The organism is Lacinutrix cladophorae (genome assembly GCF_053604645.1).
In genome coordinates this window covers 22,841-37,630 of record NZ_JBSHNR010000079.1, presented here as the reverse complement: position 1 = coordinate 37,630, position 14,790 = coordinate 22,841, and the positions used below count along the sequence as shown (strand labels likewise).

16 protein-coding genes are annotated in these 14,790 nt (G+C 31.5%); 8 read left to right on the top strand and 8 right to left on the bottom strand.

All coding sequences use genetic code 11. The features are described 5' to 3' along the window. Positions 1-26: 26 nt before the first annotated feature. Positions 27-1,067, top strand: coding sequence for an RluA family pseudouridine synthase (locus ACVC3Y_RS03225; protein ID WP_303426142.1), 1,041 nt, complete (start codon positions 27-29; stop codon positions 1,065-1,067). A 276-nt stretch (positions 1,068-1,343) separates the two neighbouring features. Further along, positions 1,344-2,102, top strand: a complete 759-nt coding sequence (gene yaaA, locus ACVC3Y_RS03220) for a peroxide stress protein YaaA (protein WP_452226092.1) — start codon at positions 1,344-1,346, stop codon at positions 2,100-2,102. On the opposite strand, the gene ACVC3Y_RS03215 is transcribed toward yaaA, so the two are convergent. Then, entirely contained in the window at positions 2,103-2,234 is a 132-nt protein-coding gene (locus tag ACVC3Y_RS03215; protein WP_215968596.1) for a 30S ribosomal protein THX, read from the bottom strand. Positions 2,235-2,485: 251 nt separating this feature from the next. Between ACVC3Y_RS03215 and ACVC3Y_RS03210 the strand changes: the two genes are divergently transcribed. Then, positions 2,486-2,830, top strand: a complete 345-nt coding sequence (locus ACVC3Y_RS03210; protein WP_452226091.1) for a hypothetical protein — start codon at positions 2,486-2,488, stop codon at positions 2,828-2,830. After that, a complete protein-coding gene (locus ACVC3Y_RS03205; protein ID WP_452226090.1) occupies positions 2,830-3,483 on the top strand; it encodes a uracil-DNA glycosylase family protein in 654 nt (217 codons plus the stop codon). The genes ACVC3Y_RS03210 and ACVC3Y_RS03205 overlap by 1 nt, the downstream gene beginning before the upstream one ends. Position 3,484: 1 nt before the next feature. Here ACVC3Y_RS03205 and ACVC3Y_RS03200 read toward each other — a convergent pair whose 3' ends face one another. The 3 genes from ACVC3Y_RS03200 to ACVC3Y_RS03190 all read right to left on the bottom strand — a co-directional run bounded on the left by ACVC3Y_RS03200 (position 3,485) and on the right by ACVC3Y_RS03190 (position 7,301). Next, a complete protein-coding gene (locus ACVC3Y_RS03200; protein WP_452226089.1) occupies positions 3,485-5,680 on the bottom strand; it encodes a TonB-dependent receptor plug domain-containing protein in 2,196 nt (731 codons plus the stop codon). Positions 5,681-5,771: 91 nt separating this feature from the next. Continuing rightward, positions 5,772-6,668, bottom strand: coding sequence for a FecR family protein (locus ACVC3Y_RS03195; protein ID WP_303426061.1), 897 nt, complete (start codon positions 6,666-6,668; stop codon positions 5,772-5,774). Between the two features lie 117 nt (positions 6,669-6,785). Further along, entirely contained in the window at positions 6,786-7,301 is a 516-nt protein-coding gene (locus tag ACVC3Y_RS03190) for an RNA polymerase sigma factor (protein WP_452226088.1), read from the bottom strand. Between the two features lie 86 nt (positions 7,302-7,387). Here ACVC3Y_RS03190 and ACVC3Y_RS03185 point away from each other — a divergent pair, with 86 nt between their 5' ends. The 4 genes from ACVC3Y_RS03185 to ACVC3Y_RS03170 all read left to right on the top strand — a co-directional run bounded on the left by ACVC3Y_RS03185 (position 7,388) and on the right by ACVC3Y_RS03170 (position 12,369). After that, positions 7,388-9,178 (top strand): LamG domain-containing protein, encoded by a 1,791-nt coding sequence (locus ACVC3Y_RS03185; protein WP_452226087.1) that lies wholly within the window; start codon positions 7,388-7,390, stop codon positions 9,176-9,178. Positions 9,179-9,380: 202 nt separating this feature from the next. Continuing rightward, positions 9,381-10,709 (top strand): signal recognition particle protein, encoded by a 1,329-nt coding sequence (gene ffh / locus ACVC3Y_RS03180; RefSeq protein ID WP_452226086.1) that lies wholly within the window; start codon positions 9,381-9,383, stop codon positions 10,707-10,709. Positions 10,710-10,752: 43 nt separating this feature from the next. Next, the gene (locus ACVC3Y_RS03175; protein WP_452226085.1) at positions 10,753-11,631 is read left to right on the top strand and encodes a bifunctional 5,10-methylenetetrahydrofolate dehydrogenase/5,10-methenyltetrahydrofolate cyclohydrolase; all 879 of its coding nucleotides are present in this window, start codon (positions 10,753-10,755) and stop codon (positions 11,629-11,631) included. Between the two features lie 15 nt (positions 11,632-11,646). Next, positions 11,647-12,369 (top strand): YwaF family protein, encoded by a 723-nt coding sequence (locus tag ACVC3Y_RS03170; RefSeq protein WP_452226084.1) that lies wholly within the window; start codon positions 11,647-11,649, stop codon positions 12,367-12,369. Here the strand turns inward: ACVC3Y_RS03170 and ACVC3Y_RS03165 are convergent. The 4 genes from ACVC3Y_RS03165 to ACVC3Y_RS03150 are packed head-to-tail and all read right to left on the bottom strand — an operon-like array spanning position 12,362 to position 14,735. Beyond that, positions 12,362-12,784, bottom strand: a complete 423-nt coding sequence (locus ACVC3Y_RS03165) for a VOC family protein (RefSeq protein ID WP_452226083.1) — start codon at positions 12,782-12,784, stop codon at positions 12,362-12,364. The genes ACVC3Y_RS03170 and ACVC3Y_RS03165 overlap by 8 nt on opposite strands. Further along, complete coding sequence (locus ACVC3Y_RS03160) at positions 12,777-13,523, bottom strand: pseudouridine synthase (RefSeq protein ID WP_452226082.1); 747 nt, start codon at positions 13,521-13,523, stop codon at positions 12,777-12,779. The genes ACVC3Y_RS03165 and ACVC3Y_RS03160 overlap by 8 nt, the downstream gene beginning before the upstream one ends. A 20-nt stretch (positions 13,524-13,543) precedes the next feature. Continuing rightward, the gene (locus tag ACVC3Y_RS03155; RefSeq protein ID WP_303426048.1) at positions 13,544-14,368 is read right to left on the bottom strand and encodes an alpha/beta hydrolase; all 825 of its coding nucleotides are present in this window, start codon (positions 14,366-14,368) and stop codon (positions 13,544-13,546) included. A gap of 1 nt (position 14,369) precedes the next feature. Further along, positions 14,370-14,735: a cupin domain-containing protein gene (locus tag ACVC3Y_RS03150; RefSeq protein WP_303426046.1), complete on the bottom strand. Its 366-nt coding sequence runs from the start codon at positions 14,733-14,735 to the stop codon at positions 14,370-14,372. Between the last annotated feature and the right edge of the window lie 55 nt (positions 14,736-14,790).

The following is a 14,790-nucleotide window of genomic DNA, read 5'->3' as shown; positions in this document are numbered from 1 at the left end:
AATAACCGCTTTTGCGGAAACGAATGATGAAAGAAGACTACACACCAGAAAATCAAGAAGAACAAGAGGACCTCTACGAGCATCACGCTTTTACCGTAGATAAAGGGCAAGCGCCTTTACGAATTGATAAATATTTAATGAATAAAATTGAAAATGCAATTCGTAATAAAATTCAAACAGCAGCAAAAAATGGAAACATTTTTGTAAATGACCAAACAGTAAAATCGAATTATAAGGTGAAACCTTTGGATCAAATTCGCGTTAAATTTGCACATCCACCTTTCGAGAATCTCTTAGTAGGCGAAGATATTCCTATAGATGTAGTTTACGAAGACGACGAACTACTTGTAGTAAATAAACCAGCAGGAATGGTAGTGCATCCAGGACATGGCAATTATTCGGGTACACTAATAAACGCATTAATTCATAGATTTGATAATTTGCCAAACAACTCTAGTGAGCGTCCAGGCTTAGTACACCGAATAGATAAAGATACTAGTGGCCTACTCGTAGTCGCAAAAACCGAAGAAGCAATGGCACACCTATCAAATCAATTTGCTCAAAAAACTAGCGAACGCGAATATGTAGCATTAGTCTGGGGAAATATGAATGAAGACGAAGGTACAATAGAAGGTAATATTGGTAGACATCCCAAAAACAGGTTGCAAAACACTGTCTATTTAGATGACGAAGCCGAAAACGGAAAACCAGCGGTAACACATTACAAAGTGATAGAGCGTTTAGGCTATATTACTATGGTTTCTTGTAAGTTAGAAACAGGACGTACACACCAAATTCGTGTACACATGAAACATATTGGGCACACCCTTTTTAATGACGAGCGTTATGGCGGAAACCTTATTTTAAAAGGAACCACATTTACCAAATACAAACAATTTGTAGACAACTGTTTTAAAATTTTACCACGACAAGCACTACATGCAAAGACACTAGGGTTTATACATCCTAAAACAGAAGAATTCATGCGTTTTGAGTCCGAAATACCAGATGATATCCAACAATGTATCGAAAAATGGAGACACTACTCGAAGCATGTAAACAACTAAGTTCTTTAATAATTTTAGCGTTTCCTTTTTTTAATTTGCTAGGTTTTTAGACCTAGCAGAAAAAAAGGTCAGGCTTTTCGTTATATCTTTTTCTCGTGCCTCAAAAAAGGATGCCACTACAATCCTTAACGCAAATTCGTTTTCATAACAAACCCTTATATAAGTATAGAAAATTTCAGTTTATATGTCGAAAAAGATACCGATGTAAATTGTAAATTTGAAAAAGAAAATGATTTTAACCTTTTAAATTGATTCCTGATTTCACAGGAAATAAATATGAAACTAGTACTATCTCCAGCAAAGTCTTTAGATTTTGAAACGCAATTACCAACAACAAAAAGCACAGAAGCTATTTTTTTAAATGAGGCAGAACGCTTAAATAAAGTGCTAAAAAAGAAATCAGCAAAAAGCTTATCTAAGCTCATGCATATTTCCGATAATTTAGGACAGCTTAATTACGAGCGCAACCAAGAATGGAACTTGCCATTTACAAAAGAAAATGCAAGACAAGCAGTGTACACTTTTTCTGGTGATGTGTATAAAGGTTTAGATGCAAGTACAATTCCAACTGAAAAACTAAACGTATTACAGGATAGTGTTCGTATACTTTCTGGTTTATATGGTGTGTTAAAGCCCTTAGATTTAATGCAGGCTTACCGATTAGAAATGGGTACAAAAATCCCTATAGGTAAAAATAAAAACCTGTACGAATTCTGGAAGAAGAAAGTAACACAAGCCTTAAACAAAGAGTTAGAAGCAGATGAACTATTTTTAAACCTAGCAAGTAACGAATATTTTAAAGCTGTAGATGTAAAGGCTTTAAAGGTACCAGTAATTACAGCAAATTTTAAAGATTTAAAAAATGGCGAGTATAAAGTAATTTCGTTTTTTGCAAAACAAGCAAGAGGGGCTATGGCTAGATATATTGTAGATACAAATGCAAAAACAATTGAAGATTTAAAAGGCTTTAATTATGACGGTTATGGTTTTAGCGAAGCCATGTCAACCGAGAAAGATTTAATGTTTATAAGATAATTAAGCCTTTGCTTTTTTAGTAATATCGATTTTAGCTTCGGGTTTAATACGTTTTTTTATTCTTGGTCTTCTTGCGCCAAAAGTACCTCTGTGTATTTTACCTCGTTTTGTTTTTTTGTCTCCTTTTCCCATAGCTTAAATTTATTTGTTGATTATATAAAATACAAAATTTAAAGCGAAAATTCAAGCAAAAACATAACTTTGTGAACCAACCATAATCTTAAACTAAGAAACGTAAAAGTACACTGGTGTATTCGAAAACCCATTTTTGTATGCGTTTTCTTATATTTATGGAACAGGAGGTTTAAAAAGGGGATTAAATGTTTTCTTTGGAATTTCAATATAACTTAAGAGTGAATTCGTATTTTTAATACAGGAGTAAAATGAGTACAGAAGAAAAAAAAGTTGTTTGGTCCTTACAAAATAATAAACGTACAGAAACAGAACGCAATGTTTTTAAACCAACAGGTGTTAAGAAAAAACAGCTTTCAAAAGTGCAGTATCTAGTAATAAGCATATTTGTGATTTTAATTTCTAGTTTTTCTTTGACATTTTTAACAGAGAAATCATCAGAGATCTGTTTTATACCTAGTTTTTGTTTTCAGTCTAAAGAAAATATTTTTCTATATACACTTTATATTTTTCTGAATATTATAATTATTTTACTTGGTATTATTGTGGCTTATATTATTGGGAAGAAACTTGGTGAAAAAATAAAAAAAGAATAATGTTTCTTCACAAACATCCATACCAACCCTTTATACAAAAAGACACTAAGAAATTAATTGTAGGTACGCTTCCTCCTCCAAGATTTAGTGTAGGAGCGCTTTTAGAAAAAGATGTAGATTTTTGTTATGGTAGTTACTACAATTCGTTATGGTTGTATATCGAAAAAATTCATGGTTTGAATTTAAGGTACGATAATTCGCAAGAAGCAATAGACGAAAGAAAAACATTTCTTATTAAGCATAAAATAGGCGTTTGCGATATTGTAGCAAGTGCCGAACGTGAAAAAATAGATGCTTCCGATTTAGGGATGCAAAATATTCAGCTTCGTAATATAATTGCATACCTAAAAAAGCATCCAAGTATTGAAACGCTATTGTTTATTGGAGGAAATAGTAAAAATGGTCCTGAATATTTCTTCCGAAAACATATAAAAGAACATAATATCAAATTAGAATTAATTGTAAACGAAGTGCCAAGAATACATCGGTTTAATTTAGAGGATAGAATTATTAAAACGGTTTCTTTAACCTCTTCGTCAGGATCTGCAAATAGAGCTATTGGTAGTATGCCTCTATATAAACAGCTTAAAGCTAGTAATTCTAAATTTAATACATTCGATTTTAGAGTGATGCAGTATCAAGAATATTTGTAGTCTAAAAATAAACACGTAAACTTAAATTTGGTGTAATGCCTAACGATTGGTTTTCTACTTTCGAAATGTTTTCATCTGTATCCAAAACATAGTATCTGTTAATCGTGTTTTTTGTGTTTAGAAGATTCCAAACAGAAGCTCCAATTTCAGCATTTATTCCTTCCGAAATTTTAAAATCTTTTGTAGCAGAAAAATCTACACGTAAATAGTCTTTTAAATTAGAACTGTTAGGTGAATTGTAATTAATATTACTAGATGTAATAGTTTTATCTGGCTTTGTATAGGGCTTCCCAGAATGCCAATTTACGCCTAAGGCAAATTTGAATTTGTTTTGTGTATACGTATTTGAAAAATTAATAGCATGTGTTATATCTGCATTATTAGGAAATGCATTTGCGTTATTCAAACTTTCAAAAGTGTAATCGTTTTTGCTATATGAATAACTTAGCCAAGTATTAAATTTTGTAAACTGTTTATGGATTAAAAAATCAACTCCTTTTACTTGATAACTTCCTATAGCTTTTATGTACTGAAACTGGTTTTGAAAACCTTGACTCCTTGTTGTAATTCCATCTGCTTTTTTATAGTAAGCTTCAATGCTAATTAGAAATTTGTTTTTATTGTAATTAATTCCTAAAGAAGCTTGTTTGCTTTTTATTATAGGAATATCTGTATTATTAGCTAAAACCCAACGACGTTTTTCTATTCCTAAAAAATCATTTTGTAAGTCTATAATTTGTGAAGTTGTCTGACTCTTAAATTCACCAAGAAGCTCTAATCTAAAATAATTTGCAAACCGTTGGCTAAAGCTTATTCTTGGTTCAGCTAAAAAGGTGTCTAATTTTGGGAAGTAGTTAAAGCGTATTCCAGCTTTTACATTAGTGTTTAAGTTGTTGGATACTAGCTGTGCTTCAGTAAAAGTAGCGTGACTTCTAATTACTTCTTTAATATAGCTTCTAAATTCCGGATTGTTAACATCTTCTAAATTACTGATGCCAACTTCAAAAAACTGATAGCCAATTTGAAAGTTAGCATTCTCATTAATCCTCCATTTAGTGTCTAATTTTATAGCGCTGTCAAATACTTTGTTTTCTTGTATTAAGCGTTGGTTGTTAATTATGTCAAAATTTTTAGCATCTAAGTTGTATTTAGAAAAATATACTTGTGCTGTAGAAGCTAATTTAGAATTCCAATTTCTGGAATAACTAATACCACCAGCCATATTGCGTTGTGTAAGATTACTATTTAAAGATTCATTTACATTATTTATGGTAGACTGTTCTTCGTAGTCTAAATTATTATGAATGGTTAAAAAACGAATCTGTAGCTTATCCTTTTTAGAGATATTTAATAGAAACTTTCCTGTAAAATCATAGAAGTAAAATTTTTCATTTTTTGATATGGTATTGTTTTCAATTTCTTGATTGTTATCTAAATCTGAATCTTGAAAAATTCGTTTAAAATACTGTTTGTATGTAGGAGCGGTTACGAAGTCTGTAAACGAACGTCTTGCAGAAAGTTGTAGCTCAGCATGCTTGCCAATTGGTGTTTTGGTATACATATCTGCATGCACTAAATTAAAACCAGCTCCCGCTTTAAAATCACTTTGTATTGTATTAGATAATTGCATATCTATAACACTAGAAACACCATCTCCATATTGTGCTGAGGTTCCATTTTTAGAAACATTGACCTTGTTTGTTAAATATGGATTGAATGCAGAAATAAGCCCAAAAAAATGACCAGATTGATACATTTTAATGTCTTCCCAAAGAATTAAGTTCTGGTCGTGCGTTCCTCCTCTAATATTAATGTTAGAAACCGTTTCGTCTACACTTATAACTCCTGGAAGTGCTTGTATGGTTTGTAATACATCTGGCTCTATTAAGCCTGGTAAAATACCAAATTGTTCTGGCTTTATGGTAATGCTTCCTGTGAGTTTTTTGTTAATTCCTGTAGTTAGATAGTTGGAAATAAATACTTCTTCAAGTTCTTGAATTGCAAAAGCGTCTGCTTCAGGATTTACAATTGTAATGAATTGTTTGTTTAATTTATTAAATTTTAACTGCGTTTGTTGTTCTAAAGAAGTTATAATAATATCTAGTTTTTTCTCGCCATCGAAAAAGACGTCTAAATCTTTAATAGTACTGTCAGCATAAGAAAAACTAACTTTAAATTGTTGCTCGATTAAATCCAATACAAGAGCTAAAGGTTGCTTTTTGTTTTGCGAAAAAACAGTTAGGCAACCAAAAAAAAAGAAAATTAATAATAGCGCATTTTTTAGCGATTTATTCACGCGATAAAATAATGGTTTTGTTGTTTTTTGTATAGTTTAAATGTAATGGTTCTGTTATAGATTTAAGTGCAATATCTATGTCTTTATGTGTAAACTTTCCGGTATATAAAGTGTTGACTTTAATATTGGAAGTGTCAAACTTAATCTTGTATTGTCTTTCAAATTCTGCTAACACTTCACTTAAAGGTAAGCTTGAAAAAGCACTAACATTGTTAAGCCATTCTGGCTGCTTTTTGTTAATAGATAAGTCTGTTATAATGTTTCCGTTTAATACTAAAAAAGAATCACCAGCTTTTAAAATAGTTTTTGCAGTATTGTAATTTATTTGCACTGTACCTTCGTAGCAAATTACTTCAAAATAATTCTTACGCTGTTTAATATTAAATTGTGTGCCCAAAACAGTTACCGTTCCTACATCTGTTTTTACATTAAATGTACTGCCTTCTTCCACTTTAAAAAAAGCTTCACCATCTAGTGTAATGGTTCTATTATTATTCCAGTTTGTTTTATTAAAAGTGATTTTAGAAAGTGCATTTAAATGTACAGAGGAATGATCTGGAAGTTCTATACTAGATTTTTCAGCAAAATGGGTAGCAAAAGTACTGTCTAAAGTTGTGGTGTAATAATAACCACCAAAACAAATCGCCAGAATCGCAGCAACTTTTAATATAGGTTGTAGCCAGTTTTTTGAAACAGTTTTTTTTGCTTCAATAGAGTCTAAGGTGTTTTGTAAAGCATCTGTTGTATCATATTTAGGTGCTTTAAATCCTTTGCTGTAGTTCGATAATTTAATTAACGACTCATAATCGGCAAGTGCTTTAAATGTTTCAAGCTCTTTTGGAGTTAGATCGTTATCTAACCATTTTAGTATTAGTTCTTCTTTATTCATTTTGTACTATTCTATTATATAACAAGTGAAGGGTGAAAACTCCTACCTTGAAAAAATAATTATCCAATTTTTTTGTTTTGAAGTTTCAAAAAACGGCCTTCCCAGTAAAAACCGGAATCATAACTCATCAATTTCTTCTCTTAATTTTTTTAATGCACCATAAATTCGTTTTTCTACTGCTTTTGTGCTAATATTTAAAAGGGATGCGATTTCTTTAAAACGTTTCCCTTCAGCACGATTCATTAAAAAAGCAATACGTTGTGCTTCGGTTAAATTTGCAATAGCTTTTTCTAGTTTTTTGCGGTATTCATCTTCTTCCATTAAAAACTCGGGCGATTCGTTAGAATGCGCTGTGGGTTTTGTTTTTTGATGCTTTAAAACAACTTTTTGATGTGCAACTTCGTTTAACATCAAATTATTAGCTACAGTATATAAATAGCTTTTCGCTTTTTCGGGAGAGACTTTACCACAGTTTTGCCAAAGCTTTATAAATGCATCTTGCACTTTATCTTTTGGGTTTAAATGTTCTCCGTATTTATAAAACAAAAAAGCATGTAAGTCTTTGGCATATTTTTTAAAAATAGCGCTAAAACGATTTTCATTACATATATTATTGTCTATGGGTTTTAACATTTAAATAAAGAAATTTTATACAAAGTAGTAACAATTTTTTTTAAAAGTCAAGGTAGGGATTTTTAAAGCTGAGATGTTATAGAGGTATGAAGCAATTAAAAGTTGCTATGAAAAGAAACAATTATTATAAAAAAAACGTAACCATGAAAACAATGCACCTAAAATTACACCTTTTTTTACCTTTCCTTTTTTTGATGCTATTTTCTGCATGTCAAGAGGAGGTAACAGAAATTACAGAACCAGATAATGATGAAACTATAGCGCCAAACTCAAATTTAGCAAACTTAATGCGAAATATAGCAACCAATGATGGTTCTAGAGATAATATAATAGATTATGCGAATTGTTTAGAAGTAGAATTACCTGTAACTGTTATCGCTAACGGTATTCAAATTACCGTTGAATCTGAGGATGGTTTTGATGCTATAGAAGCTGTTTTTGATGAATTTGATACTGATGAAGACAGTATAGGTATAATTTTTCCCATTACTATAATATCTAGTAATTATTCTGAAATTGTTATAGAAAATCAAGAAAGCTTAGATACCTTGATTAGCAATTGTAATGGGGAAGATGAAGATGATGACGATATAGAATGTATCGATTTTCAATATCCAATTGCTATTTCAATGTATAATACAGATTTTCAAGTTATTGATACAGTTGCAATAAATAACGATGAAGCTTTGTACCTTTTTATTGAGAATTTAGACGGAGGCGTTTTAGCAAGTATAAATTTTCCAGTTACTATGGTGCTAACTAATGGAGATACGCTTGTAGTAGAAAATAATACAGAAATGGAAGCTGCAATTGAAGCAGCTCAAGATGATTGTGATGAAGATGATGACTACGATTGGAATGATGATGATGACGATGATGACTGTGCTGAAGAATTTATAACCTCTGCTTTAATAGAATGTATCATGGTTGCACATACTTATGATGCGTCTGGTAATATTGTAGATGAAAATTATTTAGAATTTAATGCAAGTGGAGAAGTGATTGTAAATGGAACACCAGCAGTAACAGAAGTTGGCTCTTGGTCTCTTGCTGAATCTGGTTCTGGATATGTTTTAACCATGGATGGATTAATAACTTTCGATTTATTAAATGGAGAATGGTTGCTTTTAGATTGCGAAGAAGATGACTTTGTGTTTTTACAAGGCATAGGAAATGATGCTCTTACTATGGAATTAGAGCAAGATTGTGAAGATTGTGATAACGCAGAAGTTTTAATTAATGATTTAATAATATACATGCCCTTAGCAGAAGGAGCTTACGATTTAATAAGTGGTTTTAATGCACAAAATAGTACAAATGCTTTTGTAGAAGATAGGCAAGGAAACTCTTCTTGTGCTATGGCTTTTACAGGAAATGATACATTTGAAATCCCCGTAAACACAAATAACCAACTCATACAAGGAGATAGTTTTTCTATAAGTTTATGGTTTAAAATGCAAAACACTACTGTTGGAGATTTAGAGATATTCTTTAGATCACCAGGAAATGCATCACAAGGATTTCAATTAGGAGTATATGATCTTAATACACCACTTTTCTTCGATAATTTAGGAACATCGCTTTGGGATAATGATTGGAATGGGGAAGTTGATGTCGAATGGCAAAATACAGATTGGCATCATTTAGTAATTACTGTTGATGCTACAAATACATTGAAGCTTTATAGAGATGGAGTATTAAGAAATAATATTGATAACTCAAACTTTAGTGTTGGTTCTCAAGCTCCAGGTGAATATATTATCGGAGAAGGGTTTATTGGCCATCTGGATGACTTGAGAGTTTATAAAAGAACTTTAAGTGCAAATGAAGTTGAAACGTTATTTAATTTAGATGGCGACTGTTATACATGTTTGTAAGACTATTTTAATTAATTAGTTGTTAAATAAAAGAGCCTTCTTTTCAGAAGGCTCTTTTATTTTTAATTGATAAAAATAAAATATAATTAGCTTTTTTTTAAAGAAGTATTAAATATCCTTATAATTCCAATTAAAACAAGTTTTTCCATTAAAGAAAAACAAAATATTTCTTTACTTTTGCAACTCTTGAAATAAAAAAAATATGTTTAATAATTTAAGTGAAAAGTTAGATAAAGCGTTACATGTACTAAAAGGTCATGGAAGCATTACAGAAGTTAATGTTGCCGAAACCCTAAAGGAAGTGCGTAGAGCGTTATTAGATGCCGATGTTAACTTTAAAATCGCAAAAGAATTTACTAATAGAGTAAAAACAAAAGCGCTTGGTCAAAACGTATTAACAAGCCTGCAACCAGGTCAATTAATGGTTAAGATTGTTAAAGACGAACTTACCGAATTAATGGGAGGAGATGCAGAAGGGCTTAACTTATCTGGTTCACCAAGTATTATTTTAATGTCTGGTTTACAGGGATCTGGTAAAACAACCTTTTCTGGTAAACTTGCAAACTACCTTAAAAATAAAAAAACAAAGAAGCCTTTATTAGTTGCTTGTGATGTATATCGTCCAGCAGCAATTGACCAACTACATGTAGTTGGAGACCAATTAAAAGTGGAGGTTTTTAGCGATAGAGGAAATAATGATCCTGTTGCTATAGCACAAGCTGGTATAGCACATGCAAAAGCAAATGGACATAATGTAGTAATTATTGATACCGCTGGTCGTTTGGCTGTAGATGAGGCGATGATGACCGAAATATCTAACATCCATAAGGCAATTCAACCACAAGAAACTTTATTTGTTGTAGATTCTATGACAGGTCAAGATGCTGTAAATACAGCAAAATCCTTTAACGATGTTTTAAATTTTGATGGTGTAATCCTTACCAAATTAGATGGTGATACGCGTGGTGGAGCAGCGATTACAATTAAGTCTGTAGTAAATAAGCCAATAAAATTTATTGGTACAGGTGAGAAAATGGAAGCAATTGATGTTTTCTATCCATCTCGTATGGCAGATCGTATTCTAGGAATGGGAGATGTTGTTTCTTTAGTAGAAAGAGCTCAAGAGCAATTTGATGAAGAAGAAGCAAGAAAATTGCAAAAGAAAATTGCTAAAAACCAATTTGGTTTTGACGATTTTTTAAAGCAGATTCAGCAAATTAAGAAAATGGGGAACATGAAAGACCTTATTGGAATGATTCCTGGAGCTGGTAAAATGATGAAAGATATTGACATCGATGATGATGCTTTTAAAGGTATTGAAGCTATTATTCATTCTATGACACCAAAAGAAAGAACAAATCCTGCAATAATAAATGCAAGCCGTAAAAAGAGAATTGGAAAAGGTTCTGGTACTTCGGTTCAAGAAGTAAATCAATTACTAAAACAATTTAACCAAATGGCTAAAATGATGAAGATGATGCAAGGTGGTGGCGGAAAACGTATGATGAATGCAATGAAGAACATGAGGTAACTCATGTTTTTTTATTTATAAATTAGATTAAAAACTACCTATAATGACAATTCTAGACGGAAAAAAAGTAAGTAACGACATTAAAGACGAGATTACAGAACAAGTAAAAAAAATGGTAGCTAAAGGTGAAAAAGTACCACATCTAGCTGCAATTATTGTTGGTAATGACGGAGCAAGTTTAACGTATGTTGCTAGTAAAGTTCGTGCTTGTGAACGTGTTGGTTTTGAGTCTACAATGGTTAGAATGTCTAATACCACCAGCGAGGTAGAGCTACTTGATAAAATTGAAGAATTAAACACCGATAGCGATATTGATGGGTTTATTATTCAATTGCCATTACCTCCGCAAATTAATACGCAAAAAGTATTAATGGCTGTTAACCCAGATAAAGATGTAGATGGATTTCACCCAATGAATTTTGGTAAAATGGCATTAGATATGTCTACTTTTATTCCTGCAACACCATTTGGTATTTTAGAGCTAATGGATCGCTATGGGGTAGAGACTAAAGGGAAACATACTGTAGTGATTGGTAGATCGCATATTGTTGGTAGACCAATGAGTATTTTAATGGGAAGAAAAGGTTTTCCTGGAAACTCTACAGTAACACTTACACATAGCCACACAAAAAATATTACGCAAATTACTAGTCAAGCAGATATTATTATTTCTGCACTTGGAGTTCCTAATTTCTTAAAAGCTGAAATGGTAAAAGATGATGCAGTAATTATTGATGTTGGTATTACTCGTGTTGCAGATGATACTGCAGCTAAAGGTTATGTTATTACTGGTGACGTTGATTTTGAAAATGTGAGTAAAAAAGCAAGTTATATTACCCCAGTTCCTGGTGGAGTAGGACCTATGACTATTGCTATGCTACTTAAAAATACACTTCTAGCAAGAGAAAGACATATGCAATAATTACTATTGTATAGCATGGCTTTCTATTTTCTGTCTAACTTAAAAATAATAGAACGCGTAACAATTGGAAGTTTACACCACATACTACCAATAGTATTCGCTGTTTTGTTTTCTGTGTTTTGTTTTCGGTATGCTAACAGAAAGTTAAATCAAAGAAAAAAAGAAACGTTATTTCAAACTTTTGGTTTTTTTGTTTCTTTAACGATTATTATTTTTCATAGCTATCAAATTAGTCAAGGCGGTTATTCTATTTCAGAAGATTTGCCATTATATCTATGTAGTTTTTTAGCTTTAATTATTCCTGTTTTTACATTCTATAGGAAGTATTGGATGTATGAAATCTTGTTGTTTTGGATTGTTGCTGGAACATCTCAAGGTGTTATTACTCCAGATATAGCAGAGGGTTTTCCTAGTTTTGATTATTTTAGATATTGGATTATACATTTAGGATTACTCATTGTTATTTTTTATGCAACTTTTGTGTTGCACATGCGACCAAAACTAAAAAGTGTTTTTAAATCTTTTGTGGTCATACAAGTCTATTTAGGAGTTTCTATAGGAATTAATTACCTCTTAAAATCTAATTATTCATATTTAAATAGAAAACCAGTATCTGCTTCAGTTTTAGATTCTTTACCAGATTGGCCGTATTATCTGTTTATTGTAGATGCTTTTTTAATCCCAATGTTTTTACTTATTTACTTGCCTTTTTATCTTACCAGAAAAAAAACTATTTAGCAAACAGCTGGTCTATATCTCTAAAAGCTTTAAACTCTAATGCATTTCCAGAAGGATCCTTAAAAAACATGGTTGCTTGTTCGCCAACTAAGCCTTCAAAACGAATATATGGCTCAATAATAAATGCTATGTTTTTTAGTTTTAAATCTTCTGCAAAAGCGTGAAAATCTTCCCAGTCTAAAACAACGCCATAATGCGGAACAGGAACAGATTTTCCATCTACAGCATTGGTATGTGTCTCTTCTGCAGCCTGTGCTTTGTAATGTATAACTAATTGGTGGCCAAAAAAATTGAAATCTACCCAATGTGCGCTGCTTCTGCCTTCTTTACAGTTTAATATGTCTCTATAAAATGTTCTGGAAGTATTTAAATTATCAACAGGAATTGCAATGTGAAATGGAGAAAGTTTAGCCATTTTTTTCAAGATATGTTTTGGTTGAAGCTTCTAAAAGTGCGTTTAATTCTTTTAATTCTTCAGGAGTAAATTCTCTTAATTCTCCAACTGGAACATCTAGTTTAATATTCATGATACGAACACGTTTTAAGGTGTTAACTTCGTAATTTAAATATTCGCACATTCTACGAATTTGCCTGTTTAATCCTTGTGTTAATATAATTTTAAACTTGTAACTGCCTAGTTTTTCTACAATGCAAGGATTTGTCGTTTTTCCTAGTTCTTCTAAAGGAATTCCACTAGACATTCGCTCTAAAAATGTTTGCGAAATAGGTTTGTCTACCGTTACAATGTACTCTTTTTCGTGGTTATTACTAGCGCGAAGTATTTTATTAACGATATCTCCATCGTCTGTAAGAAAGATTAAGCCTTCACTTGGTTTGTCTAACCTACCAATTGGAAATATGCGCTTAGGATAATTTATAAAATCTATTATATTATCTTTTTCTACTCTGGTGTCTGTTGTACAAACAATACCAACAGGTTTGTTAAAAGCTAAATAGGTAAAAGATTCTTTGGTTTTAATAACTAGTTTTCCATCGACATGTATTTCATCGGTGGGAGCTATTTTTGTTCCCATTTCTGGTACGACACCATTTATAGTTACTCTTCCAGCATCAATAAGTCTATCTGCTTCTCTTCGTGAGCAATAACCAACTTCACTTAAATATTTATTTATACGTTTAAGATTCTCTTCCATTTGGCAAAGATACTACAAGTTTAAACAGCAATAAATTTATTTATATATTCTGTTATGGTTTCGTTGTTTAGCGAATGACCAAAACCTTGTGTTGTTATTAATTTCGCATTTAGATAGTTCTTTTCAAAATGTTTTGCGTCTTGATATGGTATGATTCTATCGCGTTCATCATGTATTAAAAGCGCTGTGGTTTTTATTTCTTTAGTGAAATCTGCAGCTGAAAAATAATCAGGTAAGTGGCCATATTTTTCTAATACGATATCACCCATTTTTTTGTCTACTCTTTTATTGTACCCCATCATTTGTACATAACGGTTAAAAACACCTGTGAAATTTGAAGGAGCTCCTAATAAAACTAGCTTTTCTAATTCTGCGTTTTGGTATTTATGTTGGTAGAAAACTGTTGCCATTCCACCAACAGAATGTCCAATAATAATATCTGGATTAAACTTTTTGGAAACGATATGTATAAACTCAGAGTATAAAATGGCATTAAAACGTTTGCTTCCAGAACGACCATGAGCTGGAGCATCTAGCGCTATAATGTTATAGTTTTGTTTTTTTAAGTTTTCAATTAATGGTCTCCATCTTGCGGCATTACTTTCCCAGCCATGTGCTAATAGTATGGTTTTGTTTTTACCAAGCCATCTATAGGTCATGATACTAAAATCTTCGTATTGTAATTCTTCTTTAAAAGCGGTGTCTAAAAAATCAAAATCTTTTTCTTTAATTTTTCCTCTTAAAGGGGTCGAAAATAGGTTTAAAGCTAGATTTCCAGCTGTTTTTGGAGTGATATAACTTATAAGGTTTACAAAAAAACCAATTGTTTTGGATATAAAATTCATTTTAATCTTCTCTATTAACTAAATCCATTGCAAATGCAGGTAGGCAAATAGCTATATATTCGCATGCAATTGTAAAAGGATTGGAATACTGTACACGAGTATTTTTGCTAATCTTTATAGATTGCCCAGCATGCAAAACTACAACTTCGTCTTCAATAATAAATTGTTTTTTGCCTTTAATTATATAGGTATACTCATCAAATTCTGGAGTTTGAAAAGGTTCACTCCAACCAGCAGGAGCAATCATACGTGCTATGCTTAATTGCGGATTGTTATTACTAGCCAAACCAAAATGTTCTTCTATCACTTTTCCATCTGTTGTAGGAACAACAAATGGTGTTTTTTGGATAGTGTATTTCTTTTTCATAATTAATAAAAAGTATAGTAGTATATTTTATATACGAGATTTTTAAAATATTGGT